Below are 24992 nucleotides of genomic sequence, written 5' to 3'. Positions count from 1 at the left end.
GCGGAGAAGCTGACCTGAGTTCCGTCAGGCGCGTCGATGTTGCGCGCCGCTGCGTTTTCGGCGTTTTTCGAAGGTTGGTTTCATGGACGATCTGTTGCGCGAGTTCCTGACGGAGAGCAGCGAGAGCCTGGATACGGTCGACAACCAGCTGGTGCAGTTCGAGCAGGATCCGAACAACGCGAAGATCCTGGATAACATCTTCCGGCTTGTGCACACCATCAAGGGCACCTGCGGCTTCCTCGGGCTGCCGCGGCTCGAGGCGCTGGCGCATGCCGGCGAGACCTTGATGGGCAAATTCCGCGACGGCATGCCGGTGAAGGCGGAAGCCGTGACGCTGATCCTGTCCTCGATCGACCGCATCAAGGAGATCCTCGGCGGCCTCGAGGCAACCGAGGCCGAGCCCGAGGGCAACGACCGCGATCTGATCGATCAGCTGGAAGCGATGGTCGAGCACGGCATGGCGGCGATGTCCGATTCGACGCAGTCGATATCGTCAGGCTCGACGCAGTCGATGGCGGTTGCTGCTGATGAAGATGTGCCTGTCGTTGAAGCCCCGTCGGTGCAGGCGGCAATGACCGAAGGCGCGCTGGTGGTGCAGACGCTGGAGCGTCCGCTGCGTCCGGGCGAGGTCTCGCTCGACGAGCTCGAGCGCGCCTTCCGCGAGACCGAGACCGAAGTCGCCGCACCGGCGCCGGCCGCGAAGCCTGCCGCTGCGGCTCCCGCCGCCGAGCCGGCCGAGGCTGTGAAGAAGCCGGCCCGCAAGGCGGCCGCTGAGGACGTCCAGGAAGGCGACAAGATCGCCAACCAGTCGATCCGGGTCAATGTCGACACCCTCGAACACCTCATGACCATGGTCTCCGAGCTGGTGCTGACCCGCAACCAGCTGCTGGAGATCTCCCGCCGCAACGAGGACACCGAGTTCAAGGTGCCCTTGCAGCGGCTCTCCAACGTCACCGCCGAGCTGCAGGAAGGCGTCATGAAGACGCGCATGCAGCCGATCGGCAATGCCTGGCAGAAGCTGCCGCGCATCGTCCGCGATCTCTCCGGCGAGCTCGGCAAGCAGATCGAGCTCGAGATGCACGGTGCCGACACCGAGCTCGACCGCCAGGTGCTCGACCTGATCAAGGATCCGCTGACGCACATGGTGCGCAACTCCGCCGATCACGGGCTCGAGACCACCGCCGAGCGCCTCGCAGCCGGCAAGCCGGAACAGGGCACCATTCGCCTCTCCGCCTACCACGAAGGCGGCCACATCATCATCTGCATCGCCGACAATGGCCGCGGGCTCAACACCGAGCGGATCAAGGCCAAGGCGCTCCAAAACGGTCTCGTCACCGAGGCCGAGCTCGAGAAGATGACCGAGGCCCAGATCCACAAGTTCATCTTCGCGCCGGGCTTCTCGACCGCCGCGCAAGTGACTTCGGTGTCCGGCCGCGGCGTCGGCATGGACGTGGTGCGCACCAATATCGACCAGATCGGCGGCACCATCGACATCAAGAGCGTGGCCGGCGAGGGCGCCTCGGTCACCATCAAGATCCCGCTGACCTTGGCGATCGTCTCCGCTTTGATCGTGGAAGCCGGCGGCGACCGCTTTGCGATTCCTCAATTGTCTGTCGTCGAGCTGGTGCGGGCCCGCGCCAACTCCGAGCACCGCATCGAGCGGATCAAGGACACCGCAGTGCTGCGCCTGCGCAACAAGCTGCTGCCGCTGATCCACCTCAAGAAGCTCTTGAAGATCGACGACGGCGCGACGACCACGGATGCCGAGAATGGCTTCATCGTGGTCACTCAGGTGGGCAGCCAGACCTTCGGCATCGTGGTCGACGGCGTGTTCCACACCGAGGAGATCGTGGTCAAGCCGATGTCGACCAAGCTGCGGCACATCGACATGTTCTCCGGCAACACCATCCTTGGCGATGGCGCCGTCATCATGATCATCGACCCCAACGGGATTGCAAAAGCCCTCGGCGCGTCCGGCTCCTCGGCCCATGACCTCGCCGACGACAATGCGAACGCCCACGCCGCAAGCGGCGAGCAGCTGACCTCGCTGCTGGTGTTCCGCGCCGGCTCCTCGCAGCCCAAGGCGGTGCCGCTCGGCCTCGTCACCCGGCTGGAGGAGATCGCAACCGACAAGATCGAGCTCTCGAACGGCCGCTACATGGTGCAGTACCGCGAGCAGCTGATGCCGCTGGTGCAGATGGCCGGCGTCGAGGTGCAGTCGCAGGGCTCGCAGCCGATCCTGGTGTTCGCCGACGACGGCCGCTCGATGGGGCTCGTGGTCGACGAGATCATCGACATCGTCGAGGAGCGGCTCAACATCGAGGTCGCGGGTTCGCAGGACGGCATTTTGGGCTCGGCCGTGATCAAGGGCCAGGCCACCGAGGTGATCGACGTCGGCCACTTCCTGCCGATGGCGTTCGCCGACTGGTTCTCGCGCAAGGAGATGCGGCCGTCGGCCTCGGCGCAGTCGGTGCTGCTGGTCGATGACAGTGCCTTCTTCCGCAACATGCTGGCGCCGGTCTTGAAGGCCGCCGGCTACAAGGTCAGGACCGCGGGCGGCGCGCAGGAAGGGCTCGCCGCGCTGCGTTCGGGACAGAGCTTCGACGTCGTGCTGACCGACATCGAGATGCCCGAGATGAACGGCTTTGAGTTCGCCGAGAACATCCGAAGCGACCACAATCTGAACCAGCTGCCGATCATCGCGCTGTCGGCGATGGTGTCGCCGGCGGCGATCGAGCGCGGCCGGCAGGCCGGCTTCCACGACTATGTCGCCAAGTTTGATCGTCCCGGGCTGATCGCGGCGCTGAAAGAGCAGACCGCCGAACTGCGCCGCGCGGCTTGAGGGGAGAGAGCATGATCCGGAAAAGTGTGAAGCGGTTTTCCGATCGGATCATGCTCAAACAAAGGGTTCATTGATGACCAGCAAGAGCGAGACCAGTGAAGGCGCGATGGCCGAATACGTCACCGCCGTGATCGGCGGGCAGCTGTTCGGCCTGCCGATCTCGCGGGTGCAGGACGTGTTCATGCCGGAGCGGCTGACGCGGGTGCCGCTGGCCTCCAGCGAGATCGCCGGCGTGCTCAATCTGCGCGGCCGTATCGTCACCGTGGTCGACATGCGCGCCCGGCTCGGGCTGCCGAAGGCCGACGACGGTAAGCCTCCGATGGCGGTCGGCGTCGACCAGCGCGGCGAATCCTACGGCCTGTTGATCGACCAGATCGGCGAAGTGCTGCGGCTCTCCGAAAACAGCCGCGAGGACAATCCGGTCAACCTCGATCCCCGCATGGCCAAGCTCGCCGGCGGCGTCCACCGCCTCGACGGCCAGCTCATGGTCGTCCTCGATATCGATCGCGTGCTCGAACTGGTGCCCGACGCCAAAGCGGCGTGAACAGGGCCGCCCGAACTGAAGAACTGAAACATCCCACCGGGGATGAGGAAGTAGAGGTCGCAGATGAGAACCTGTCTTGTTGTCGATGACTCAAGCGTCATTCGCAAGGTCGCCCGCCGCATTCTGGAAGGGCTCGATTTCCAGATCGTCGAGGCCGAGGACGGCGCCAAGGCGCTCGAGGCCTGCAAGCGCGCGATGCCGGAAGCGGTGCTGCTCGACTGGAACATGCCGGTCATGGACGGCTACGAGTTTCTCGGCAATCTCCGCCGCATGCCCGGCGGCGATCAGCCCAAGGTCGTGTTCTGCACCACCGAGAATGACGTCGCGCATATCGCACGCGCGCTGCATGCCGGTGCCAACGAATACATCATGAAGCCGTTCGACCGGGACATCGTCACCGCGAAGTTCCAGGAAGTCGGACTCATTTAGAGCATGATCCGGAAAAATGGGAACCGGTTTTCCGAGAAGATCATGCTGACTTAGATTCTTCGTTCGATCCGGCGGCAGAAGCCTTCGGCTCAACGGTTGTTGTGCGTCGTGTTGCGTCGCTGGTGAAGTCATGAGTGTTGCGTTGACAAGTACTGCGGTCCCGACATCGACCCGTTCCGACAAGGTGCGGGTGATGGTGGTCGACGATTCCGTGGTGATCCGCGGGATGATCTCGCGCTGGATCGGCGCCGAGCCCGACATGGAAGTCGTCGCCTCGCTGCGCACCGGCCTCGACGCCGTCAACCAGCTCGAACGCATCAACCCCGATGTCGCGGTGCTCGATATCGAGATGCCCGACCTCGACGGCATCTCGGCGCTGCCGCAGCTGCTGGCGAAGAAGCGCGATCTCGTCGTCATCATGGCCTCCACGCTGACCCGCCGCAACGCGGAGATCAGCCTGAAGGCTCTCTCGCTCGGTGCGTCCGACTACATTCCGAAACCGGAAAGCACGCGCGAGGCCACCGCCGCGGAAACCTTCCGCCACGACCTGATCCAGAAGATCCGTCATCTCGGCGCCAAGGCGCGGCGCAACCCGCTGCACTCGATGGCAAGCCCGCCGCTTGCGCCCGGTCATGACAGGCCGCGTCCGCTGGCGCCCGCTGCTGCGCACACAGCGCCGGCCCAGGCCACGCGCCGTTCGTTCGGCCTGCTGCCGCCCAAGGTGCTGCTGATCGGCTCGTCGACCGGCGGCCCGCAGGCGCTGATGACGCTGGTCGCCGAGATCGGCCCGGTGATCGATCGCTTCCCGGTGCTGATCACCCAGCACATGCCGCCGACCTTCACGACCATTCTCGCCGAGCATCTGGCGCGCACCAGCAAGCGGCCGGCGCATGAGGGGATCGACGGCGAGAGCATCAAGCCGGGCCAGATCTATCTGGCGCCCGGCGGGCGCCACATGCGCGTCGCCCGCCACGGCGTCGATGCCACGATCGCGCTCGACGACGGGCCGCCGGTCAATTTCTGCAAGCCCGCGGTGGATCCGATGTTCACCTCCGCGATCGATGTCTGGCAGGGCAGCATCATGTCGGTGATCCTGACCGGCATGGGCTCCGACGGCATGCGCGGCGGCAAGGACATCGTCGCCGCCGGCGGCAGCGTGATCGCCCAGGACGAAGCGACCAGCGTGGTGTGGGGCATGCCCGGTGCTGCGGTCAATGCCGGCATCTGCGCCGCGGTGCTGCCGCTCAATCAGATCGCACCGAAGCTTGTTCGGGTATTTGCGGGAGACCGTTCGTGACGCCGCTGGACTACGAGTATCTGCGTAAGCTGCTGAAAGACCGTTCCGGCCTCGATCTCTCCGCCGACAAGCAATATCTCGTCGAGAGCCGCCTGTTGCCCTTGGCGCGCCGGTCGAACCTCGCCGGGATTCCCGAGCTGGTGCAGCGGATGAAGGGTGGCGCGGAGCTGCTGACATCCGAGGTGGTCGAAGCGATGACCACCAACGAGACCTTCTTCTTTCGCGACAAGATCCCGTTCGACCATCTGAAGGAAGCGGTGCTGCCCGCGCTCGCGCAGACGCGCGCGGCGCGCCGCAGCTTGCGCATCTGGTGCGCGGCGTCGTCGACCGGGCAGGAGCCGTATTCGATCGCGATGCTGCTGAAGGAGATGACTGCGCTGTTTGCCGGCTGGCGGATCGAGATCATCGCCACCGACCTGTCGCAGGCGGTGCTCGAAAAGGCGAAGGCCGGCTTGTTCAGCCAGTTCGAGGTGCAGCGCGGCCTGCCGATCCAGCTGCTGGTCAAGTATTTCGTGCAGAAGGGCGAGCTCTGGCAGCTCAACGCCGATATCCGCGGCATGGTGCAGCACCGCCAGCTCAATCTGTTGCAGGACCTGTCGCATCTCGGCACCTTCGACGTGATCTTCTGCCGCAATGTGCTGATCTATTTCGATCAGCAGACCAAGGCCGGTATCTTCGGCAAGGTGTCCCGGATGCTCGAGCCCGACGGCGTGCTGGCGCTTGGCGCGGCGGAATCCGTGGTCGGCATCACCAACCTGTTCAGGCCATATCCCGACCGGCGCGGGCTCTATCAGCCAAACACTGCGCCAGTCGCGCGCGCCGGCGCCGCGCTGCATGTGCTGAAGGCGGTTGCGTCCGCTGCGCGGTGAGACGAGACATCTCGCTTTAACCCCGTCACCCTGAGGAGCCGCGAAGCGGCGTCTCGAAGGGTCGACGGCCACCAGCGGGGCTTCGAGGCTCGCAAGCGCTCGCACCTCAGGATGACGGCGACAGAGCCGCGTTCTTTCAACGTTCATGAACTACAAAATCGCGTGCGGCAGGAAGCGCGAGGTGTTGCCGGTGATCGGATTCTCGTCTTCCCGAATCGAGAGTCCGCAGGGCGTGCCGTCCACCAGCCAGCTGCCGAGCACCGGATACTGCCCGGAAAAATTCGGCAGCGGCGCCAGCGCCTGGCGGATGAAACCTTCGGCGCCGTAGGGGCCTTGCTCGGCGACCAGCGTGACGCCGGCGCTGACCAGCTCGACATTGGCGCCCTCGCGTGAATAGATCGGCTTGCGCACGAACGAGGTGCCGAGCTGGGCGGCCTGCGGGTCGTCCTCGAAATAGGCCGGCAGCAGATTGGGGTGGTTCGGGAACATCTCCCAGAGCAGCGGCAGGATGCCCTTGTTGGAGAGGATCGCCTTCCACGGCGGCTCGATCCATTGCGTCGGCGCCGTCGCGAGGTTCTTGCCGAACGCGTCGTGGAACATCCACTCCCACGGATAGAGCTTGAACGCGAGCGCGATCGGGCGTTCGTCGAGGTCGACGAACTGACCGTCGTCGCGCAGTCCGATCTCCTCGATGTCGAGCAGCGTGGTCTTCAGCCCGGCCTGCGCCGCGGTGTCCTCGAGATAGGCGAGCGTGCCGGCGTCCTCGGGATTTCCGGTCAGTCCGGTGAGATGCAGCGGGTGGGTCGCGCCGATCCTCTTCCAGGCCTCGATCAGCCGGTCGTGGATCGAGTTGAACTGGTCGGCGCGCTTCGGGATGATGTTGCGTTGGATCGCCTGTTCGAGCCAGGTCCATTGAAACACCGCGGCCTCGAAGATCGAGGTCGGCGTATCGGCATTGTATTCGAGCAGCCTGGCCGGGCCGCGGCCGTCGAAGGTGAGATCGAGCCGGCCGTACAGGCTCGGATTCCTGCGGCGCCAGCTTGCCGCGATCAGATCCCAGTACGCCTCCGGTATCTTCAGCCGGCGCAGATAGCGTTCATCCCTGACCGCGCGTCCGGCGAGCTCGAGACACATCGCGTCGATCTCGCCGGTCGGCGCCTCGATCGCGCGCTCGATCTCGTCCAGCGTGAAGGCGTAATAGGCGCGCTCGTCCCAGTACCGTTCGCCGTCGATGGTGTGGAAGGTGAAGCCGGCGTTCTCGGCAGTCGTCCGCCAATCGTCGCGTTCGGGACATGCGATGCGTTGCATGAGGGGAAACCGCGTTCGCTCGTCAGCCTGGTGTCAGCTTCCGCCATGCGACGGATCGTCGTCGCCGTAGCGGGCGATGGTGCGCGGCGCGCCGCCGAAGCCGCCGGAGGGCGACCGTTCCGCCGATTTTCCCTTCCTTCCGTGTCCTGCATGGTGGTGGCTGCGGGCATGGCTTGGCGTCAGGCCGATCGACGCCGCGCCGATCGCGATACTTCCCATCAATTTCAGCCATACCCGGCGCGAGCGTTTCATGAACGCAATCCCTGCCTTGCCGTCTGCGGAGCCATGGCGAGTTTCCATCAGCTGCGTTCGCCGGGCAAGCGAAAGCGCGATGACACGGCGATGACACGGCAACATGCATCAGCTGCCGCTGAAGCCGAAAGCATGCGCGAATGAACCGAAGCCGCCGCGGCTTACCGACGAGCTAGACGACGAGCTCGAGGAAGAGGAGGTGCCGCTCGACGACGAGCTGCCGCTGTAGAAGCTGCTGCGCGACGAGCCGCTGCTGCCGCCCGATCCGGACGATGAGCTGCGCGTTGTGCAGTCGACGCCGGGTTGTGGCGGGACCGGTGTGACGACGCCCGGTGCGGTGACGCCCGGCGGCGTCGGCGGCACCGGCTGGCAATTCGGCCGCGGCATCAGCGCGTAGGCGCTGCCGCCGACCGCGAGCGTTCCCATCAAGAGCAGCGCGACGTGGTTGGTGCGCTTGGATGGCGCATCCGGCCGCGGCGGCGTCGGCACCGCCGGCACGACCGGTCGCCGTTTGCCGAAGTCCGGGTTCGGTTTGCGCGCCATGGTGGCTCAACGGCTCAGTAGATCATGCAGGCCGCGTTCAGCGCGCCTGCGGCCAGCGAGGACAGCCCGAGCCAGATCGCCGGCGCCATTTCGCCGGAGGCGATCCGCCCCGACAGGTTCGGCACCGGGATCTTCACGATGTAATAGACGATGATCTGCACGATCAGCGCGATGATGCTCCAGATCAGGCAGTCCACCACATTGGCGGAGTGGGCGATCGCGCTGACCACCGGCAGCACGAAGCCGAGCAGGCTTAAGCCCAGCGCAATCGCTGCCGCCGGATCGTTGTCGCGGATCAGCTGGAATTCGTCATGCGGCGTGACGCGTGTGTAGACGAAGAGGTAGGCGACCACGGCGATCAGCGCCGTGCAGAAATAGACCAGGAACGCCGGCAGGCCGGCGAGGGATTGCAGGATCATGTCGGGGCGGTCCGGGAGTTCGTCGGGATTCGCGCGAGGCAGGATTGCACGTTCCCTTGGTCGGCGCATGCCGAGAGCCGGTTCAATCCCAAACAAAAACCCCGCCATTTGCGGCGGGGTTCAGGTCGAAAGGAGCGAACCTTGCGGTTCTCTGCGGGCCCGGAAGGTCAGGCGGGAATGCGCTCGTCGGCCTCGTGCGGCTCGCGCAGCACGTAGCCGCGGCCCCACACGGTCTCGATGAAGTTGCGGCCTTCGGAGGCGTTGGCGAGCTTCTTGCGGAGCTTGCAGATGAAGACGTCGATGATCTTCAGCTCCGGCTCGTCCATGCCGCCGTAGAGATGGTTGAGGAACATTTCCTTGGTGAGGGTGGTGCCCTTGCGGAGCGAGAGCAGCTCCAGCATCTGGTATTCCTTGCCGGTCAGGTGCACGCGCTGGCCGCCGACCTCGACCGTCTTGGTGTCGAGATTGACCACGAGATCGCCGGTCTGGATGACCGACTGGGCGTGACCCTTGGAGCGGCGCACGATCGCGTGGATGCGGGCGACCAGCTCGTCCTTGTGGAAGGGCTTGGTCATGTAGTCGTCGGCGCCGACGCCGAGACCCTTGACCTTATCCTCGATGCCGGCGAGGCCGGAGAGGATCAGAATGGGAGTTTTGATCTTCGACACCCGCAGCTGCTTGAGCACGTCGTAGCCGGACATGTCGGGCAGGTTGAGGTCGAGAAGGATGATGTCGTAGTCGTAAAGCTTGCCGAGATCGACGCCCTCTTCGCCGAGGTCCGTCGTGTAGACGTTGAAACTCTCGGACTTGAGCATCAATTCGATCGACTGCGCGACGGCGCTGTCATCTTCAATCAGCAAAACGCGCATGCCAGTCCCCTATAGTCGCCGCTCCGGGCGTCAGGTCGGCCGCACTTGCGGCACTCACAAAACGCCTTTGAACAACTGATTCGGATCCTGACGAGATATGGTTAACAAAAACTGATTCCTCCGCGCAAGCTCTAACCGTGCAATTTTTGTCGAATCGCCCTAAGATATTGCGTAGAAGAAGCTTTTCCTAACCGCGTCCGTTCAGTTTCCACATTAAGAGACGGGCCTAACCGACTCTCGCGACTCGCCCTTCTTCTGATGGGCAAGCGACCTCAGTCACCAAAGACAGTGACGCAATGATTAATGATGCGGGTAAACACGAAGTTAAGCGGCCGGAGCAAAAAAGCGGAAACTTAAGGTTTTCGCAATGAAGGCGCTCGCGGAGCAGATCGGCGACATCGACGGCGTCAATATTTATGGCCGCGTGGTCGGCGTCCGCGGGCTGATGGTCGAGATCGCGGGCCCCATTCACGCGATGTCGGTCGGCGCCCGCATCGTGATCGACGTCGGCGCGGGCCGCTTCATCCCCGCCGAGGTGATCGGCTTCTCCGGCGAGAACGCGGTGGTGATGCCGTTCGGCGGGCTCGATGGCGTGAGGCGCGGTTGCCGCGCGGTGATCGCCAATGCGGCGAGCCAGGTGCGGCCGGCGCCGGCCTGGCTCGGCCGCGTCGTCAACGCGATGGGCGAGCCAATCGACGGCAAGGGCCCGCTGGTGCAGGGCGCCTCGCCGATGTCCTACCGCAACTCGCCGCCGCCGGCGCATTCGCGCAAGCGGGTCGGCCCGCCGCTCGATCTCGGCGTGCGCGGTCTCAATACGTTCCTGACCTGCTGCCGCGGCCAGCGGCTCGGCATCTTCGCCGGCTCCGGCGTCGGCAAGTCGGTGCTGCTGTCGATGCTGGCGCGCAACGTCGATGCCGCGATCTCGGTGATCGGGCTGATCGGCGAACGCGGCCGCGAGGTGCAGGAATTCCTCCAGGAGGATCTCGGCGAGGAGGGGCTGGCGCGCTCGGTCGTGGTGGTCGCGACCTCGGACGAGCCGGCGCTGATGCGGCGCCAGGCGGCGTATCTGACGCTCGCCATCGCGGAATATTTCCGCGACGAGGACCAGGATGTGCTGTGCCTGATGGATTCGGTGACGCGCTTTGCGATGGCGCAGCGCGAGATCGGCCTCTCGGCGGGCGAGCCGCCGACCGCCAAGGGCTACACGCCGACCGTGTTCACCGAACTGCCGAAGCTGCTCGAGCGGGCAGGGCCGGGCACCGGCGACGGCACCATCACCGCGATTTTCACCGTGCTGGTCGACGGCGACGATCACAATGAGCCGATCGCGGACGCGGTGCGCGGCATCCTCGACGGCCATATCGTGATGCAGCGGGCGATCGCCGAGCGCGGCCGCTATCCCGCGGTCAATATCCTCAAGTCGGTGTCGCGCACCATGCCGCGGTCGGCCGACCCCAACTTCCTGCCTTACATCAACAAGGCGCGGCAGGTGATGGCGACCTATGCCGACATGGAGGAATTGATCCGGCTCGGGGCCTACCGGCCGGGTTCCAGCGCGGAGGTCGACGAGGCGATCCGGCTGCATGAGCCGCTCGAGGCCTACCTGCGCCAGGCCAAGGACGAGTCCACCAGCCTTCCCGACGGCTACCGGCAACTGGCTCAAATCCTGTCGGGTTTGGAAACGGAACGCTAACTTTGTCAGGCCATCATCGCCGGCACACCATAGCTATGCCGGCGGGGCCCAGCGGGGAGCCGGCTCTGTCCCGCGTTCAGATTTGGGACTTCTGGGGAGTATGAGTCGATGAAGTCACGTGAAACGCTGATCCGCCTGAAGAAATTTCAGGTCGACGAAAAGCGCCGTCGGGTTACCCAGATCGAAGGCATGATCGCCGACTTCCAGCGCATGTCGGTCGAGCTCGAGCGCGAGATCCAGACCGAGCAGGAGCGCGCCGGGATCAACGACCCCACGCACTTCGCCTATCCGACCTATGCCAAGGCCGCGATCCAGCGCCGCGAGAACCTGACCCGTTCGGCCGACGAACTGCGCGCCCAGCTCGACGACGCCAAGGCGCTGCTGTCGGAGGCATTCGAGGAATTGAAGAAGGTCGAGCTGCTCGACGAGCGCGACCAGGCGCGCGAACGCGCGGAGGAGAGCGCTCGCGAACAAGCCGACATGGATTCGATCGGCCTGATGCGGGCTCGTCTCGGCGTCATCGCCTGAACCCTCTCTCCCTCCGCTGACCAGATTGAGAGCCCGGGCCGATCGCCCGGGCTTTTTGCTGGGCGCTGTCCACAAGCCGCCGGCCTGCCGACCACTTGTTAGCCCCTTGGCGGATCGTGGTGTCCCAAAATATGCTACCACCGGTCAGGACGGGATGATCGGCAGCACGGTGGCAATGACGCGATGGGGGATCGGGGCTTGGAGGGCGCAAGATGCTGACGCCGGCTGAGCTGGTCTGGCTGATCGCCGCCGTCGCCAAGGGGGATGAGGCAGCCTTCGAGCGGCTGTACGCCGCGACCCGCGCGAAACTCTTCGGCGTCGTGCTCCGTATCTTGCGGCGACAGGACCTCGCCGAGGAGGTCATTCAGGAGGCTTACGTCAAGATCTGGAACAGCGCCGGGCAGTTCAACCCAGCCCTGTCGTCCCCGATCACGTGGATGACGTCGATCGCGCGCAACCGCGCCATCGACGTGGTGCGCAAGCGCGGCGAGGCCTCGCTGGAGGAAGAGCCGGCGGCGATGGAGGTCGCAGCCGACCAGCCCGATCCGCTGGCGCGACGGGAGATGACGGAAGAGTTGAAGCGATTGCTGGAGTGCGTCGGTCGTCTGGAGCCGGATCGTCAGAAGCTCGTGCTGCTCGCCTATTACAACGGCTGGAGCCGCGAGCAACTCGCCGCAAAGTTCGAGACGCCGGTGAACACGGTGAAGACCTGGCTGCGCCGCAGCCTGATGGATATCCGGGAGTGTCTTGGACTCTGATTGATGGCCTATAGCGAAGACCATATCGCGCTCGCCGCGGAATATGCGCTCGGTACGCTCGATGCCGAGGAGCGCGCGCAGGTCGAGACCATGATGGCCGTCGACAGCGAGTTCGCAGCGCTGGTGCAGGCCTGGCAGTTCAGGCTCGGGCCGCTGAATCAGATGGTCGGCCTGGTCGAGCCGCGTCCGGTGGTCTGGGACAACATCAAGGCGGCGATCGGCCCCACGAGCGCGCCGCAGGCGCCGCTGGTGCTGCCCGAGACGCCGGCCACGACGATGACGCCGCCGCCTTCGCCAGTCACAGACGATCCCGAATTCGGCTCGGCGTTCGATCCGGAGCCTGCGCAGTCGCCCGAGCCCCGGAGGCTGCCCGAGGCCCGACCGCCGCGGGTCATCTTCGACGAGCGCAACGTGACCGCGCTGACGGGCCGCGTGAAGCGCTGGCGCGGTATCGCGTCGGCCGCGACCGCGATCGCGGCCGCGCTGCTGGTGACGCTCGGCCTGCAGATCTACAAGCCCGACGCTCTGCCGAATGCGATCCGGCCGAAGCCGCGCATCCAGACCGTCGAAGTGAAGACGCCGGCGCCGGCATTGACGCCGTCCGCGCAGTATGTCGCGCTGCTGCAGGGGCAGAATGGCGGGCCGGCCTTCATCATGACCATCGACGGCGCCACCAAGAATTTTACCGTCCGCAAGGTCGGCGCCCCGTCGGAGCCCGGCAAGAGTTTCGAGCTCTGGCTGATCTCCGACAAGCTGCCGCAGCCGCGCTCGCTCGGCGTGATCGGCGCCGATGATTTCACCGCGCGGCCGGTGCTGTCGGGCTACGATTCCGACGTGATCAACGGCGCCACCTATGCGGTGACCGTCGAGCAGGCCGGCGGTTCACCGAACGGCCAGCCGACCTCGGCGCCGATCTTCACCGGCAAGCTGATCGAGACCGTGCCGGGCGCGTCGGCTTCGCCGCCGCGATAGGCCAGCCGCCCATCGTCAGAGGTTGCCGATGGTGGCCGTCCGTCATTGCGAGCGCAGCGAAGCAATCCATGCTTCCGAGCGAGCGGTGACAGTGGATTGCTTCGCTTCGCTCGCAATGACGTGGATAAGACGTCGCGTCGGCCACCCGCACAAAAAAGAAAACGCCCGTGGGGAGCGGGCGTTTTCGATAGTCAACTTGGGGGTAGTTGGGGGTCTTAAATATCCACGCAGCGACTTTGGGGGGCTGTAAAGAACACTACGTGAATTCGTGAAACTCTCCTGTTAGCGGACCAGCGAGTTGCTGGAGCTGGTGATCGCGACGGGCTTGCCGGCCTTCATGACCCGCGCCGTCTGCGTGTATCCCTCATCCGACGAATTATGTGCCGCGATGCCGAAACCCGCGACCAGGATACCGGCGAACAACGCCACGACCACAATCTTCAGGTGCGTCATACGATCGGCGCTGTAGATCGAGTGGTTCATGGAAGTCTCCTGCCGCCTTCCTGCTCTCAGTAAATCTGTCGGTTCGGTCTGTTGTCCGGTTCAACGTCTCGTGCCCCGCTAACGTAGGATTTGCCGATTCCGTTCCCTAGAGGCCATCACAAGGCCGTGATGAGACGTGATCGGGCGCGATCAAAAATGACCCTTTTGGTAATCCAAAGTGCATTAAAGCTATTTAATATCAGTGTCTTGGGATTGTGCTGGGATGCTGCATCCCAGATAGGGCCGTTCCGGACCTGTCTGCATAAATCAGTTGCCTGTGGCGAGAAAGCACAGACGAAAACCCAAGTGATTTGCGGCCGCTAGCGCGTTTTCGTGCGAGCTGGACGCCCGTCCCGCGTGCAGAAAACGCTCCGGAACAACAGGCTCTAGACGCTGCCGACCGTCTTCAGCCGGGCCCTGGGATGGATCTCGGCTTGCGACAGGACGGTGGTCTGCGAGCGGAACCGTTCCACCAGTGAGCGAACGAACGGCCGGATCGCGGCCGACGTCACCAGGACCGGCGCCTCGCCCTCGCGCGCCGCCTGCTCGAAGGCGTTGCGCACGGCGGTCATGAACTCCGACAGTTTCGAGGGCTGCATCGCCAGGCTGCGGTCGTCGCCGGTGCCTACGATCGATTCCGCAAACGCCTGCTCCCAGCGCGCCGACAGCGCGATCAGCGGCAAATAGCCGTTCGGCGAGGTGTTTTGCGCGCAGATCTGGCGGGCCAGCCGGGCACGGACGTGCTCGACCATGGTGGCCGGATTGCGCGAGAACGCCAGCGCATCGGCGATGCCTTCGAGGATGGTCGAGAGATCGCGGATCGAGATGCGCTCGGCGAGCAGCAATTGCAGCACGCGCTGGATGCCCGACACCGTGACCTGGCCCGGCACGATGTCCTTGATCAGCTCGCCTTGCTCCTTCGGCAGGTCCTTCAAGAGCTTCTGCACCTCGCCGTAGGACAACAGGTCCGCCATGTTGGTCTTGAGCAGCTCGGTCAGATGCGTCGACAGCACCGTGGCGGCGTCGACCACGGTGTAGCCCTTCAGCGCGGCCTCTTCCTTCAGGCCGGCGTCGACCCAGGTCGCCGGCAGGCCGAAGGTCGGCTCGATGGTGTGGATGCCGGGCAGTTGCACCTGGTTGCCGGCCGGGTCCATGACCATGAACTGGCTCGGCCAGATCTTGCCGGTGCCGGCGTCGACTTCCTTGATCTTGATGACGTAGCTGTTGGCTTCGAGCTGGACGTTGTCGAGGATGCGCACCGCCGGCATCACGAAACCCATCTCGATGGCCAGTGAGCGGCGCAGCGCCTTGATCTGCTCGGTCAGGCGGTCGGTGCCGTCGGGGCCGTTGACCAGCGGCAGCAGCGCGTAGCCGAGCTCGATCTTGAGGTCGTCGATCTTGAGCGCGGCGGCGATCGGCTCCTCCGCGGCCGCAGCGGCGGCGGCCGCGGCTGCAGCAGGGGCGGCGGCGGCTGCCGTTTCGGCCGCCTTCGCAGCCCGCTTCTGCTTGCGTGCGTTCCAGGCTAGCACCGCGGCGCCGGAGCCCAGCGCCAGGAACGGCAGCGTCGGAATGCCCGGCAGCAGCGCCAGCACCAGCATCACGCCGGCCGACATGCCGAGCGCCTGCGGATAGCCGGAGAGCTGGCGCATCAGCGCCTTGTCGGCGGCGCCGGTGATGCCGGCCTTGGAGACCAGGAGGCCGGCGGCGGTCGACACGATCAGCGCGGGCACCTGGGTGACGAGGCCGTCGCCGACCGTCAGCACGGTGTAGGTGCGGGCGGCTTCGCTGAAGGAGAGGCCCTGCTGGGCGACGCCGATGATGATGCCGCCGACGATGTTGATGCCGACGATCAAAAGACCGGCGATGGCATCGCCGCGGACGAATTTCGAGGCACCGTCCATGGCGCCGAAGAAACCGCTCTCGTCTTCCAGCGCCTTGCGGCGCTCCTTGGCGGCCTTCTCGTCGATCAGGCCGGCGGAGAGGTCGGCGTCGATCGCCATCTGCTTGCCGGGCATCGAGTCCAGCTGGAAGCGTGCGGCGACTTCGGCGATGCGGCCCGAACCTTTGGTGATGACCACGAAGTTCACGATCACCAGGATCGCGAACACGATGATGCCGATCACGAAGTTGCCGCCCATCACGAAGTTGCCGAACGCCTCGATGACGTGGCCGGCGGCCGCCGTGCCCTCATGGCCGTGGCTCAGGATCAGCCGGGTCGAGGCCATGTTCAGCGACAGCCGCAGCATGGTCGAGATCAGCAGGATGGTCGGAAACGACGAGAATTCCAGCGGCGCCTGGATGAACAGCGAGGTCATCAGGATCAGGATCGAGACCGTGATCGAGACCGCCAGGAAAAGGTCGAGCACGATCGAGGGCAGCGGCAGGATCAGCACCACCAGGATGGTGAGGACGCCGATCGCCAGCGCGATATCGCCGCGCTTCAGGATGTCGCCGATCTCGCCGAGGCTCGGCAATCCGCTCTTGCCTGCCGTGCCCTGACCCGCCGTGACGTCGACCATGGTAGCCGCTCTCCCCCGCGACTGGCGGCTGCGGCCGCCAAGCGTCTGCGCGACGGCCGCAGGGCCGCCGTTCCGAAAGTGAGGCACCGCGCTGGCGTTCACGGGGATCTCCGCCCGTTAGACGCGTTCGACGACACTCGACTTCACTCGGCAATTCTTGCCGGGTGTATGGTTAGCAAAGGGTTAATAAGGGCTTTCGCGCGACCGCACGGGTCGTCGCAGGCGCCGGCAGGGGGATTCGCGGCCGGAAGCAGGGGTGAGAGGGCCTCGTGGTCAAGATGCGCCGCCCTCACCATGAGGGTCCAGACCAGGATTTTGCCCCGCAACAACGCGTCATCCTGATGAGGAGCCCGCCAAAGGCGGGCGTCTCGAAGGATGGCCACGGATGAGGCCGCAGGCCTTGCGGCCTCTATCTGAGCGCACCGAGCACGACGCCCGATGCGGCGATGATGCCGAGCGTGATGACACTGGCGCGCCACAAGAACTGCTGCCGGGCGGCGCGCCGGTCATGAAAGGCCAGCCAGTCGTGGACAAAGCCCGCGGGGATGTCGAACACCACCGCCGACTTGTTGCGACGGTGCGTTTCATGCTCGCAGTACATCGTCCGGACCGTCGGCACGCCCAGCCGCTCGAGCTCGCAGTGCCACTCCCAGGCATGCTTGCCGTTGGTCCAGCGATTTTCAAAGGGGATCACGTGTGATTCCATGACGAGCCTCCTGGCCCACCCTTGAACCTCACGCGACAAGTCTAGCCGATTTCATGGGCTGGCGCGAGATTGACGCCGCACCGGGGCTCGTGCCCGTGCGGCGCGATGGCGGTAACTCGTCCGGGCGCCATGGAGCTGTCCCCGGCGGCCCTGCGCCGGGTCCACCCGGCGGTGCAGAGGCCCGCTTTAGGCGGGCTCAGTCCAACTGCGCCAATGCGTCGGTTGAACATGGACGTGGTCATTTGAACCAACGACCCAGTCGGCGCCGTCCTTGTGGCAGGGGAACACGAGCGCATGGACCATTCCATCATAGTCCAGGACACAGACTTCGAGATCCCGGTCTGCTGGCGCAGTTGAAACGGGTAGCCATTCTGCGGGCAAGGTATGCATGATGTACCTCCGATGAAATGCATGCGGTTCTCTCGGTGCGACGGCCGGGGGCGTGGGGCATCTGGCTTGACGCCAGCACGCGAGCGTCTGTCGCTCGTCAGTTCCGTCACAAGCGGCGCTGCCGGCCTGCGACGCACAATCCACCGTCCGAACGATCTTGGCACGGATGACGATTGGCAAGTGTGAACCAGCTCGCACTGCTTTCAATCTTCTTCGACAGGATGATCGCCGTCGCGCGATCGATATTCCTACACGTCCGGACACCTTCTCAAGTCGTATGCACGAGCACGATCAGTCCCGCCACAATCAACGCGGCGCCGGCGGCATAGCTGAGGCGGTGGCCGACCGGGAGCAGCTTCTCGCAGGCGACGTAGACGGTGATGCCGACGATCCAGAGCAGGTTCATCACGCCGCCGACGAACAGCAATGCCATCAGGAACCAGCAGCAGCCGAGGCAATAAAGGCCGTGCCGCAGCCCCATGCGCAGCGCACCGGCCGTGCCCGGTCGCCAGTGCCGGCTCAGGAACAGCACCGGGCTCTGGCAGTAGCGCAGGCAGGCGCGCTTGAGCGGCGTGAACTGGTAGAGCCCGGCCAGCAGCAGGACGCCGCTGGCGAGCGTCGCGCTGGTAGCAGCCATCGCCATCGACAAGAGGCCGGCGAGGTCGAGTTGCCATTGCGCCAGCGTCGCGGCGAGGCTAAAGCCGGCCCAGATCGCGAGATAGCCGCACAGGAAGATCCAGGCCTCAGCGAAGGGAGAGGGCGTTGCCGATTGCTTGCGCTTCAGGGCGGCGAACAGCAGCACCATCGGCGCGACGCTCGAGATCATCATGGCGACCATCATCGTCAACCACATGACGAACACCAGCACGGCATAGGAAGGCGTCCATGGCGTCGGATCCATCGGCATATCAGCCATGCTCATGTCGATGCCGGCGCCGGCCAGGAGATAGGCCCAGGCCAGCGCCATCACCGCGGCGATGCCGCCTGCAAAGATCAGGCGGTCATGCCGCAGGACGTTTTCGAGCGCCGATGTCTCGCTCATGTTGGGATCCCAGCAGCCGAACGGCCGAACCGCGCCCGGCTGTGTCAGGCCGCGACGCCGTCCGGCGTCTGCACGACGTTGGCGAGCGAACTGTGCGAGCCCTTGGTCTCGTACTTGATCGCCCCCGTCGAGCGGATGTTGGAGGAGGCCACCTCGGCCCCCCTGTGCTCGAACCCCTCCGGCATCACGACCTGGATGCGATGCGGCGTGCCGGTGACAGGATTCTTGATCGGCTCGACCTCGGTCTCCAGCACGCCCTTAGCGACGAGCTTGGCGACGCGCCCGTTCTTGTCGAAGGAGAACTCGATCGGCACGAACACCGGATCATGGATCTTGGTCACGATCAGGCTGAAGATCTGGAACAGCGTGCCTTCGGCCGAATTCTTGCCGGACAGGATGTTGAACAGCGCTTCGCGCTGTTCCGCCGTGGCGCGCTCGTCGATGATCGGCTGCATCTGCCCGTTGCCCTCGTGAAGCGCGCCGGGAAAGTCGACGGTTGCCGCGAACACCAGGCCGTCGAGCTTGGTGCTGCCGAAATGCCCCTTGGTGATCCGCATGCCGACCATGCCTTTGCAGGAACCATGCGTCGGCAGCGCATTGAAATCGCAGGGGCAGCCAAATGCACAATTGCAGTTCTTGATCCATTCGCCTTCGAGACGCCAGTCAGAAGCCATGGCAAACCTCCATATGACTGTCGGTGATCAATGCAGGCGCTTCAGAATGCCTTCCGCTTCAAAAAAACCGGATCAGTTCAAGTAGGCCGGGATCATAGCAGCAACCGGTCCGGCGGTACAGGAAGCGCTGACGCCCGATCGCCCAAACATCGCCGCGGCGGCGCACGGAGGCGCCGATCGGGGAGGGAGGACGGACCGGGATTGAACGTCCCAGCCTCGACGTCAGACGAAATACCGAGCAAGTCGCTTCGTGTCGGGGGATTCCATGACAAGCCAAGGAGACCGTGCGGCGGCAACGACCGGCAAACCCTGGATTGGTGGTTTCGGGGCTGTCGCGGCTGTCACCCTTTCCGTCGCGACGGGTGCTGCCGCAAAGCCTCCGGGCCAGGACGCCGCCATGATGCGCATGCTGGCGTGCGACGGCGAAGGCGTCAGGATGGAGGTCTATCTACCGCTATCGGTTGCATTGGCAGGCCAAGGCCTGCGCGCCGGCCAGACGGTGATCGGCTACTACGCGCTCGACCTGACCGAGGCCAACAAGGGCAAGCCGCTTGAGCCGGTTCGCGTCACGATGAGCGCGGACAAGAAGACGGTGACCGTCGACCAGTACACAAGGGGACTGCCGCCGACACAGATTCCGGTGGGCGGGGGCACGGTCGATTTCGATCAGCGGTTTGCGAAACGCGCCGAATGCGGCCCGTTCCAGTCGCAGGACCCGAACTTCGGGAATTGATGCGACGCTAGCCGCGCGCGAATCCGCCGCGGAGCGTGCCGTTTCAAGGGGCGGCGTCCCCTTGCTGGCGCATGCCTAATCTCTCGGCAATGTGGCTTGACCCGGAGGCAAATGCCGACGAAGTTCCGCCTGCCGTGGTAATTTCTTCTGAATTTTCCCCTGAAGTCGCTACGTTCATTCCCGACTCGCGCCGGGCGTGGCTGCGCCTTGTCGTGGCCGTGGTGATCGGCTCGCTCGGCAGCGTCGGCATGTGGTCGGTCGTGGTGGCGCTGCCGGCGGTGCAGACCGACTTCGGCGCGACCCGCGGAACGGCCTCGCTCGCCTTCACCATGGTGATGCTCGGCTTCGGCCTCGGCCAGGTCGTGACCGGCAAGATCAGCGACCGCTACGGCATCGTCGCGGCGATCGGCGCCGGGATCGGCATCCTCGGCCTCGGCTATGTCGGCGCCGGCTACGCGCCGTCGATCTGGGCCTTCATCCTACTGCATTTTGCCATCGGTCTGTCGTCGGCGGCGACCTTCGGCCCGTTGATGGCGGAGGCGTCGCACTGGTTCGAGCGCTACCGCGGCCTCGCGGTCGCGATCGCTGCGAGCGGCAATTACGTCGGCGGTACGGTGTGGCCGCCGCTGGTCAATTTCGGCATGCAGAGTGTCGGCTGGCGCACCACCCATATTGCAATCGGCATCTTCACCGCGATCTCGATGCTGCTCGCACTCATGGTGCTGCGCGTGTTGATGGGCGCAGCGACCAGGCGCAGCCATGGCAACGCGGCACCACCGCGGGTCGACCTCAAGCTTTCCACCAACGCGCTGACCGCGATCCTGTCGCTGGCGTCGATTTCCTGCTGCGTGGCGATGTCGATGCCGCAGGTCCATATCGTCGCCTATTGCGGCGATCTCGGCTACGGCGTGGCGCGCGGCGCCGAGATGCTGTCGCTGATGCTCGGCTTCGGCATCATCAGCCGGATCGGCTCCGGCTTCCTCGCCGACCGGATCGGCGGCATCCGCACCCTGCTGATCGGCTCGATCGCGCAAGGCGCGGCGCTGTTGTTCTATCTGTTCTTCGACAGCCTGACCTCGCTCTACATCATCTCGGCGATGTTCGGCCTGTTCCAGGGCGGCATCGTGCCGAGCTACGCGATCATCGTGCGCGAGGCGATGCCGGCGTCGGAGGCCGCGACGCGGATCGGCATCGTGATCTTCGCCTCGGTGTTCGGTATGTCCTTTGGCGGCTGGATTTCGGGCGTGATCTTCGACGCCACCGGCTCCTATGCCGCCGCCTTCGCCAACGGCCTCGCCTGGAACCTGCTCAATGTCAGCATCATTCTGCTGCTCATGATGCGCTCGCGGCAGCGGGTGGCGCTGGCGTAATTCTCGATCACACCGCCTGGCCGGCCTTGAGTAATGAGCAGCCGGTGATCTTCAGGCTGCCGTCGGCCTGCCGCTCCAGCGTGTAGAGCGCCTCCCACGCCTCGCCATTGGCGTCGACGATATGGACGCGCTGTGCGATCCGGCCGCCGTCGCTGCGCGCCTCGCCGAACTCGAAGCTCCTGTGCCGATAGACCGGCGCGTATTGGTTCTGCACCATCGACATGAAGATGTCGGCTTGCGGAAAGATCTGCCGGATCGCCGGCGCGGCATGCGAATAGGCCGCCGCGGCGTCGTCGCGGCCGAACGCCTGCTCCTGCGCGCGGATCACGGCCTGCGCGGCGCCGACGTCGTCGGCCGCTGCGGGAGCGAGCGAGCCGAGCAGAATAGCGACGAACATCAGGATGATGCGCATGCGGTGGCACCGTCGACAGTCGACCTTCCAGCCGCCGCAAGGCTACTCCCGCACGACCACGGCGGCAACGGAGCAGGCGCATTCGGCGGCTGGCTCCGAACGGCCACGCAGCGCGATGTCAGTTGACGCGCCGATGGTGCCGCAGCGCCTCGGCAGTCGGGCATCCGGCGTGCCGCGCATGACGCGTTGCGAATGGCTGCTCGATGGTGACGATCTGGCAACCGTATTGCGCCGAAACCTCGGCGATGACGTTCGACACCGCGTCGTCGATGCGCGAGCCGGGCAGATGCGCGACGATCAGGTCGCCGATGCTGAGCCGCTTGCGGACGCGCAGGTCGTTGTCGATGCGGTAACTGAACAGGGCATGGATCACGCCGCGGCGATCGCGAATCGCGATCAGCCCGGTCTCGGGCGAGCTGCCGCGGCAGCGCCGGCGCACGAACCGCAGCCACTGATCCGTGGTAATACTGGCATCATGCATGAACACCAGCGGATAGGCCACGATCGCATGCTGATGGTCGATCGGAAGTGCCTGGAATTGCTCGTTCATCGCCGGATTCCCCGATGATGGCGAAACTGCTGGGGAAAGCGCGGCGCAGCATTGATCTGCATCAATGCCGCCGGCGGTTGATCCAGATCAAATCGGGGTTGATAGTGCCACGCACCTAACCAAGCGGACACCCGAAGCCATGAGCATTGCCGAGCCACTGCAGGATTCCTGTGCAGGCGCGACGCGTTCCGACTGCAGGCACGGCCGCGCCACGAATGGTTGCGAGGACTGCAAGGTCAGGCTGTTCAGCGTCTGCGCTGCGCTGGAGCCGTCCGAACTCGAGGAGCTCGACCGGATCAGCCAGGCAAAGCAGGTTCCGGCACGAACGACGCTGTTCGAGCAGAGTGCGCTGGCGGGCAGCGTGTTCAATGTCACCGACGGGGTCGTGCGGCTCTACAAATCATTGCCCGACGGCCGCCGCCAGATCGTGGGTTTCGCGCTGCCGGGCGACTTCCTCGGACTTGCGCTTCAGGACCGCTACGGCGTCACCGCGGAGGCGGTCAACGACGTCGCGGTTTGCCGTTTCGTGCGATCGGCGTTCCTCGCCTATGTCGACGGCAAGCCGCATCTGTTGCGCCGCCTGCATGAGTTCGCGGGGCACGAGTTGAGCCTGGCGCAGGACCAGATGTTGCTGCTCGGACGGCGCAGTGCCGAGGAAAAGATCGCTGCATTCTTGCTCCACATGCAGACGCGATACGCCCGGATCGGAAGCGTGTCCGTTACCGTGCCGCTGCCGATGAGCCGGCAGGACATCGCCGACTATCTCGGTCTCACCATCGAGACGGTGAGCCGCACGCTGACCCGCCTTGCGCGCGAGAAGGTGGTGTTGATCGTGCCCGATGGCGTGCGGCTGCTCGACCTCGAACGGCTCAAGCTGAGCGGCGCGAGCTGACGCTGCGGCGTCGGCTTTTGATCCAGCACAAGGCGATGCGCGCGCAGGCGCGCTAGGTCTCTCCATCACATGCAGGAGACGACCCATGCCTCTCGACACCATCCTCGTCATGATCGCGGTCACCGCGATGTTCGCCACCATTGCCGCCGTTATTGCGTGGGGCGACCGGCAGACGCGCGATCTGTGATACTGTCGTGTGATCAGAGCCATTCCGGTCCGATTGAATCGGAACGGGTCTCTGGATCGTTGTCTTGACGCGTTTTCGTCACGCGAACCGGTATCCACTTCGCCTGAAGACGCTCTATCTGATCGAGCCCTTGAAATTATCGATGTCCGGCGAGGGACGGGCGGGAAACAGCCGCGCGGTCGAGGAATTGTCAAGCCGGCGCTTGCACTTCGCTTCGTCGGCGTCCTTGTTCTCGGTGCCATCTTTGTTCGAGTAGCGCTTCTTCGCGAACAGATCGTCCTGCCGGTTGACGATCAGCATGGCGTGGTCGCGCTCGAGCGTGTCCGGGTTCTTGCGCTGCTCGTCGGAGCGGAACGTGCCGCCGACGATCTTGCCCGTCATCTCGTAGTCGCAGCCGGCCTTCCAGTCGCCCTGGTCCCACTTCCATCCCGTCGCCTTCAAGGTACCGTTGCTCTCGGTGGTGATCTTGATGATGGCGTTATGGGCGAGCCAGATGCCCGCAAGTCCGCTGCGCTTGTCGTCAAAGCCTTCGAGCAGCGCCAGGCGTTCGCGCTGCAATTCGTCGACGTGGTCGCGGGCATCGACGGTGAAGTGAACCTGGGAGCTCTGCTTGTTCCAGGCCGGGTGCAGGAATTCGGGATATTGCTGCGCCTGGCTCTTCACCCAGTTGCGCTGGTCGTCGATCAGCGCGCGCCGCGTCGCTTCGTCGAGGTGCGGCTGCAACGCCTTCCAGGCGCGGTTCAGCCGCCGGTCGTTGTCGGCCAGATCAGGGTCGGCGCAGATTTCCTCGTCGGTCGCCGTCTCCGGCCTGGTGCAGTCGAAGGTCGGGACGACGAAGGCGGTGTCCGCCCGGTCGGATGCCGTATCCTTGCCGGCGGCAAAATAGCTGCCGGTGACCTGCCACATCGACGAGCAGTCGACGAAGCCGTCCCACTCCTCGTCGTCGATGCTGCCGACGATCCGCAAGGTCTCGCCCTGGCGGCGGAGTTTGACTGACGGCGGCCTGGCGGGAGCGGCCGCAGCGTCGGCTTTCGGCTTGTCGGCCGCCGTGTCCGTATTGATCGCCACGGTGCCGGCGAGCCAGCCACTCCCCGCAGGCTTCAGGTCGGCGGTGAGCTTGCAGCTTCGCCTGCGGTCGCCGCCATAGTCGCCGCGCAGATCGGCGGCGAGGCGATAGGCGCCGCCGCCGGCAGGCGTCAGCGTGATGTTGCCGAAAGCGTTGACCCAGTTGCCGGCGAAGCCGGGACGGCCGGATGCCATTCCCTCAAGCGCGGCGGCGCGGCGGCGCAGGGCTTGCGCAAAGCTCTCCTTCAATTCGTCCGCGTCGCTATCGGCCAGCACCTCGGCGGCGTCGATGATCATCTCGTTGAACCAGGCCTGGTCGCGCTTCAAGAGCGGCTTGATGTTCGCAGGTATCTTGCCGAGCGCCACGTCGAACGCCCGGTCGATCTGCGTCACCAGCCTTTCGGTGCCGGCCTTCCTGCAGTCCGCGATCTTGATCGTGCCGTCGCCGCCATCGCCGCACAGCCTGATCGCGGTCGGCCCGCTGCTTGATGCCCGCAGATCATCGTCCAACGCAACGGACGGGCCGGATGCAAGGACCGCGATGGCCGCGACGGCGGCCGCAAACCGTGGAGAGCAAGGCATCGACGTCACCCGCACGGCCGCGCCATGCGGCCCCTGCGGCTTGGGTCGCCCGCCGCGCGCGCCG

The 24992-nt window shown here is 65.2% G+C and carries 25 protein-coding genes; 12 read left to right on the top strand and 13 right to left on the bottom strand.

The genetic code is table 11. The features are described from left to right. Positions 1 to 82 precede the first annotated feature (82 nt). The 5 genes from ACVI1L_RS03250 (at position 83) to ACVI1L_RS03230 (ending at position 5981) form a co-directional block, all read left to right on the top strand. On the top strand, positions 83 to 2842 hold the full coding sequence (locus tag ACVI1L_RS03250) for a hybrid sensor histidine kinase/response regulator (protein ID WP_456782272.1): 2760 nt from the start codon (positions 83 to 85) through the stop codon (positions 2840 to 2842). 73 nt (positions 2843 to 2915) lie between these two features. After that, positions 2916 to 3386: a chemotaxis protein CheW gene (locus ACVI1L_RS03245; RefSeq protein WP_456782271.1), complete on the top strand. Its 471-nt coding sequence runs from the start codon at positions 2916 to 2918 to the stop codon at positions 3384 to 3386. Between the two features lie 63 nt (positions 3387 to 3449). Next, positions 3450 to 3815, top strand: coding sequence for a response regulator (locus ACVI1L_RS03240; protein WP_018273268.1), 366 nt, complete (start codon positions 3450 to 3452; stop codon positions 3813 to 3815). A 130-nt stretch (positions 3816 to 3945) separates the two neighbouring features. Then, positions 3946 to 5112 carry a protein-glutamate methylesterase/protein-glutamine glutaminase gene (locus ACVI1L_RS03235; RefSeq protein ID WP_057015193.1) on the top strand — a complete coding sequence of 389 codons (1167 nt, stop codon included), beginning with the start codon at positions 3946 to 3948 and terminating at the stop codon, positions 5110 to 5112. Continuing rightward, positions 5109 to 5981 carry a CheR family methyltransferase gene (locus ACVI1L_RS03230; protein ID WP_076824386.1) on the top strand — a complete coding sequence of 291 codons (873 nt, stop codon included), beginning with the start codon at positions 5109 to 5111 and terminating at the stop codon, positions 5979 to 5981. Before ACVI1L_RS03235 ends, ACVI1L_RS03230 begins: the two co-directional genes overlap by 4 nt. Before the next feature lie 150 nt (positions 5982 to 6131). Here the strand turns inward: ACVI1L_RS03230 and ACVI1L_RS03225 are convergent, their stop codons facing one another. The 5 genes from ACVI1L_RS03225 to ctrA form a co-directional block, all read right to left on the bottom strand. Beyond that, on the bottom strand, positions 6132 to 7289 hold the full coding sequence (locus ACVI1L_RS03225) for a glutathionylspermidine synthase family protein (protein ID WP_456782270.1): 1158 nt from the start codon (positions 7287 to 7289) through the stop codon (positions 6132 to 6134). Between the two features lie 33 nt (positions 7290 to 7322). Continuing rightward, entirely contained in the window at positions 7323 to 7541 is a 219-nt protein-coding gene (locus ACVI1L_RS03220; RefSeq protein ID WP_168856231.1) for a hypothetical protein, read from the bottom strand. A 108-nt stretch (positions 7542 to 7649) separates the two neighbouring features. Then, positions 7650 to 8084 carry a hypothetical protein gene (locus tag ACVI1L_RS03215; RefSeq protein WP_168856232.1) on the bottom strand — a complete coding sequence of 145 codons (435 nt, stop codon included), beginning with the start codon at positions 8082 to 8084 and terminating at the stop codon, positions 7650 to 7652. 14 nt (positions 8085 to 8098) lie between these two features. Continuing rightward, a complete protein-coding gene (locus ACVI1L_RS03210; protein ID WP_057015189.1) occupies positions 8099 to 8503 on the bottom strand; it encodes a DUF350 domain-containing protein in 405 nt (134 codons plus the stop codon). A gap of 167 nt (positions 8504 to 8670) precedes the next feature. After that, the gene (gene ctrA / locus ACVI1L_RS03205) at positions 8671 to 9372 is read right to left on the bottom strand and encodes a response regulator transcription factor CtrA (RefSeq protein ID WP_016848562.1); all 702 of its coding nucleotides are present in this window, start codon (positions 9370 to 9372) and stop codon (positions 8671 to 8673) included. Between the two features lie 367 nt (positions 9373 to 9739). On the opposite strand from ctrA, the gene fliI reads away from it, so the two are divergent. From fliI to ACVI1L_RS03185, 4 genes are all read left to right on the top strand, one after another. Further along, complete coding sequence (fliI, locus tag ACVI1L_RS03200; RefSeq protein WP_168856233.1) at positions 9740 to 11065, top strand: flagellar protein export ATPase FliI; 1326 nt, start codon at positions 9740 to 9742, stop codon at positions 11063 to 11065. 108 nt (positions 11066 to 11173) lie between these two features. Then, a complete protein-coding gene (fliJ, locus tag ACVI1L_RS03195) occupies positions 11174 to 11593 on the top strand; it encodes a flagellar export protein FliJ (protein ID WP_016848565.1) in 420 nt (139 codons plus the stop codon). 212 nt (positions 11594 to 11805) lie between these two features. Further along, positions 11806 to 12351 (top strand): sigma-70 family RNA polymerase sigma factor, encoded by a 546-nt coding sequence (locus ACVI1L_RS03190; protein WP_028335734.1) that lies wholly within the window; start codon positions 11806 to 11808, stop codon positions 12349 to 12351. 3 nt (positions 12352 to 12354) lie between these two features. Then, entirely contained in the window at positions 12355 to 13323 is a 969-nt protein-coding gene (locus tag ACVI1L_RS03185) for an anti-sigma factor (RefSeq protein ID WP_456782269.1), read from the top strand. Between the two features lie 282 nt (positions 13324 to 13605). Here ACVI1L_RS03185 and ACVI1L_RS03180 read toward each other — a convergent pair whose 3' ends face one another. From ACVI1L_RS03180 to ACVI1L_RS03160, 5 genes are all read right to left on the bottom strand, one after another. Then, positions 13606 to 13806, bottom strand: a complete 201-nt coding sequence (locus ACVI1L_RS03180) for a hypothetical protein (RefSeq protein ID WP_016848568.1) — start codon at positions 13804 to 13806, stop codon at positions 13606 to 13608. Positions 13807 to 14192: 386 nt separating this feature from the next. Then, entirely contained in the window at positions 14193 to 16325 is a 2133-nt protein-coding gene (flhA, locus tag ACVI1L_RS03175; protein WP_050383751.1) for a flagellar biosynthesis protein FlhA, read from the bottom strand. A 409-nt stretch (positions 16326 to 16734) separates the two neighbouring features. Then, the gene (locus tag ACVI1L_RS03170) at positions 16735 to 17031 is read right to left on the bottom strand and encodes a hypothetical protein (protein ID WP_028341258.1); all 297 of its coding nucleotides are present in this window, start codon (positions 17029 to 17031) and stop codon (positions 16735 to 16737) included. A 658-nt stretch (positions 17032 to 17689) separates the two neighbouring features. After that, a complete protein-coding gene (locus ACVI1L_RS03165; RefSeq protein WP_076824374.1) occupies positions 17690 to 18463 on the bottom strand; it encodes a DUF2182 domain-containing protein in 774 nt (257 codons plus the stop codon). A gap of 44 nt (positions 18464 to 18507) precedes the next feature. Further along, the gene (locus ACVI1L_RS03160) at positions 18508 to 19137 is read right to left on the bottom strand and encodes a DUF1326 domain-containing protein (protein WP_057015186.1); all 630 of its coding nucleotides are present in this window, start codon (positions 19135 to 19137) and stop codon (positions 18508 to 18510) included. A gap of 265 nt (positions 19138 to 19402) precedes the next feature. Here ACVI1L_RS03160 and ACVI1L_RS03155 point away from each other — a divergent pair, with 265 nt between their 5' ends. Further along, the gene (locus ACVI1L_RS03155) at positions 19403 to 19870 is read left to right on the top strand and encodes a hypothetical protein (protein ID WP_456782268.1); all 468 of its coding nucleotides are present in this window, start codon (positions 19403 to 19405) and stop codon (positions 19868 to 19870) included. A gap of 134 nt (positions 19871 to 20004) precedes the next feature. Beyond that, entirely contained in the window at positions 20005 to 21240 is a 1236-nt protein-coding gene (locus tag ACVI1L_RS03150) for an MFS transporter (protein ID WP_076824390.1), read from the top strand. A 7-nt stretch (positions 21241 to 21247) separates the two neighbouring features. Here the strand turns inward: ACVI1L_RS03150 and ACVI1L_RS03145 are convergent, their stop codons facing one another. Both ACVI1L_RS03145 and ACVI1L_RS03140 read right to left on the bottom strand, forming a co-directional pair. Continuing rightward, complete coding sequence (locus ACVI1L_RS03145) at positions 21248 to 21652, bottom strand: DUF4864 domain-containing protein (protein ID WP_057015185.1); 405 nt, start codon at positions 21650 to 21652, stop codon at positions 21248 to 21250. Between the two features lie 118 nt (positions 21653 to 21770). Continuing rightward, complete coding sequence (locus ACVI1L_RS03140; protein WP_141342804.1) at positions 21771 to 22154, bottom strand: hypothetical protein; 384 nt, start codon at positions 22152 to 22154, stop codon at positions 21771 to 21773. Positions 22155 to 22341: 187 nt separating this feature from the next. Here ACVI1L_RS03140 and ACVI1L_RS03135 point away from each other — a divergent pair, with 187 nt between their 5' ends. Further along, complete coding sequence (locus ACVI1L_RS03135) at positions 22342 to 23094, top strand: Crp/Fnr family transcriptional regulator (protein WP_057015183.1); 753 nt, start codon at positions 22342 to 22344, stop codon at positions 23092 to 23094. Between the two features lie 301 nt (positions 23095 to 23395). Here the strand turns inward: ACVI1L_RS03135 and ACVI1L_RS03130 are convergent, their stop codons facing one another. Next, on the bottom strand, positions 23396 to 24928 hold the full coding sequence (locus tag ACVI1L_RS03130) for a lysozyme inhibitor LprI family protein (protein WP_083714866.1): 1533 nt from the start codon (positions 24926 to 24928) through the stop codon (positions 23396 to 23398). Between the last annotated feature and the right edge of the window lie 64 nt (positions 24929 to 24992).

Source organism: Bradyrhizobium sp. USDA 4516, assembly GCF_054055915.1.
Note: the sequence above shows the minus strand (reverse complement) of the source record. Positions and strands in the feature narration are given on the sequence as shown.

What these genes read in the sequence shown, in the direction of transcription:
- ACVI1L_RS03235 (WP_057015193.1), top strand. Translation starts at nt 3,946, where the DNA reads ATGAGTGTTGCGTTGACAAGTACTGCGGTCCCGACATCGACCCGTTCC.
- ACVI1L_RS03220 (WP_168856231.1), bottom strand. Translation starts at nt 7,541, where the DNA reads ATGAAACGCTCGCGCCGGGTATGGCTGAAATTGATGGGAAGTATCGCG.
- fliI (WP_168856233.1), top strand. Translation starts at nt 9,740, where the DNA reads ATGAAGGCGCTCGCGGAGCAGATCGGCGACATCGACGGCGTCAATATT.
- ACVI1L_RS03130 (WP_083714866.1), bottom strand. Translation starts at nt 24,928, where the DNA reads ATGCCTTGCTCTCCACGGTTTGCGGCCGCCGTCGCGGCCATCGCGGTC.
- ACVI1L_RS03240 (WP_018273268.1), top strand. Translation starts at nt 3,450, where the DNA reads ATGAGAACCTGTCTTGTTGTCGATGACTCAAGCGTCATTCGCAAGGTC.
- ACVI1L_RS03225 (WP_456782270.1), bottom strand. Translation starts at nt 7,289, where the DNA reads ATGCAACGCATCGCATGTCCCGAACGCGACGATTGGCGGACGACTGCC.
- ACVI1L_RS03160 (WP_057015186.1), bottom strand. Translation starts at nt 19,137, where the DNA reads ATGGCTTCTGACTGGCGTCTCGAAGGCGAATGGATCAAGAACTGCAAT.
- flhA (WP_050383751.1), bottom strand. Translation starts at nt 16,325, where the DNA reads ATGGTCGACGTCACGGCGGGTCAGGGCACGGCAGGCAAGAGCGGATTG.
- ACVI1L_RS03135 (WP_057015183.1), top strand. Translation starts at nt 22,342, where the DNA reads ATGAGCATTGCCGAGCCACTGCAGGATTCCTGTGCAGGCGCGACGCGT.
- ACVI1L_RS03210 (WP_057015189.1), bottom strand. Translation starts at nt 8,503, where the DNA reads ATGATCCTGCAATCCCTCGCCGGCCTGCCGGCGTTCCTGGTCTATTTC.
- ACVI1L_RS03245 (WP_456782271.1), top strand. Translation starts at nt 2,916, where the DNA reads ATGACCAGCAAGAGCGAGACCAGTGAAGGCGCGATGGCCGAATACGTC.
- ACVI1L_RS03250 (WP_456782272.1), top strand. Translation starts at nt 83, where the DNA reads ATGGACGATCTGTTGCGCGAGTTCCTGACGGAGAGCAGCGAGAGCCTG.
- ACVI1L_RS03170 (WP_028341258.1), bottom strand. Translation starts at nt 17,031, where the DNA reads ATGGAATCACACGTGATCCCCTTTGAAAATCGCTGGACCAACGGCAAG.
- ACVI1L_RS03185 (WP_456782269.1), top strand. Translation starts at nt 12,355, where the DNA reads ATGGCCTATAGCGAAGACCATATCGCGCTCGCCGCGGAATATGCGCTC.
- ctrA (WP_016848562.1), bottom strand. Translation starts at nt 9,372, where the DNA reads ATGCGCGTTTTGCTGATTGAAGATGACAGCGCCGTCGCGCAGTCGATC.
- ACVI1L_RS03215 (WP_168856232.1), bottom strand. Translation starts at nt 8,084, where the DNA reads ATGGCGCGCAAACCGAACCCGGACTTCGGCAAACGGCGACCGGTCGTG.
- ACVI1L_RS03190 (WP_028335734.1), top strand. Translation starts at nt 11,806, where the DNA reads ATGCTGACGCCGGCTGAGCTGGTCTGGCTGATCGCCGCCGTCGCCAAG.
- ACVI1L_RS03145 (WP_057015185.1), bottom strand. Translation starts at nt 21,652, where the DNA reads ATGCGCATCATCCTGATGTTCGTCGCTATTCTGCTCGGCTCGCTCGCT.
- ACVI1L_RS03155 (WP_456782268.1), top strand. Translation starts at nt 19,403, where the DNA reads ATGACAAGCCAAGGAGACCGTGCGGCGGCAACGACCGGCAAACCCTGG.
- ACVI1L_RS03165 (WP_076824374.1), bottom strand. Translation starts at nt 18,463, where the DNA reads ATGAGCGAGACATCGGCGCTCGAAAACGTCCTGCGGCATGACCGCCTG.
- ACVI1L_RS03180 (WP_016848568.1), bottom strand. Translation starts at nt 13,806, where the DNA reads ATGAACCACTCGATCTACAGCGCCGATCGTATGACGCACCTGAAGATT.
- fliJ (WP_016848565.1), top strand. Translation starts at nt 11,174, where the DNA reads ATGAAGTCACGTGAAACGCTGATCCGCCTGAAGAAATTTCAGGTCGAC.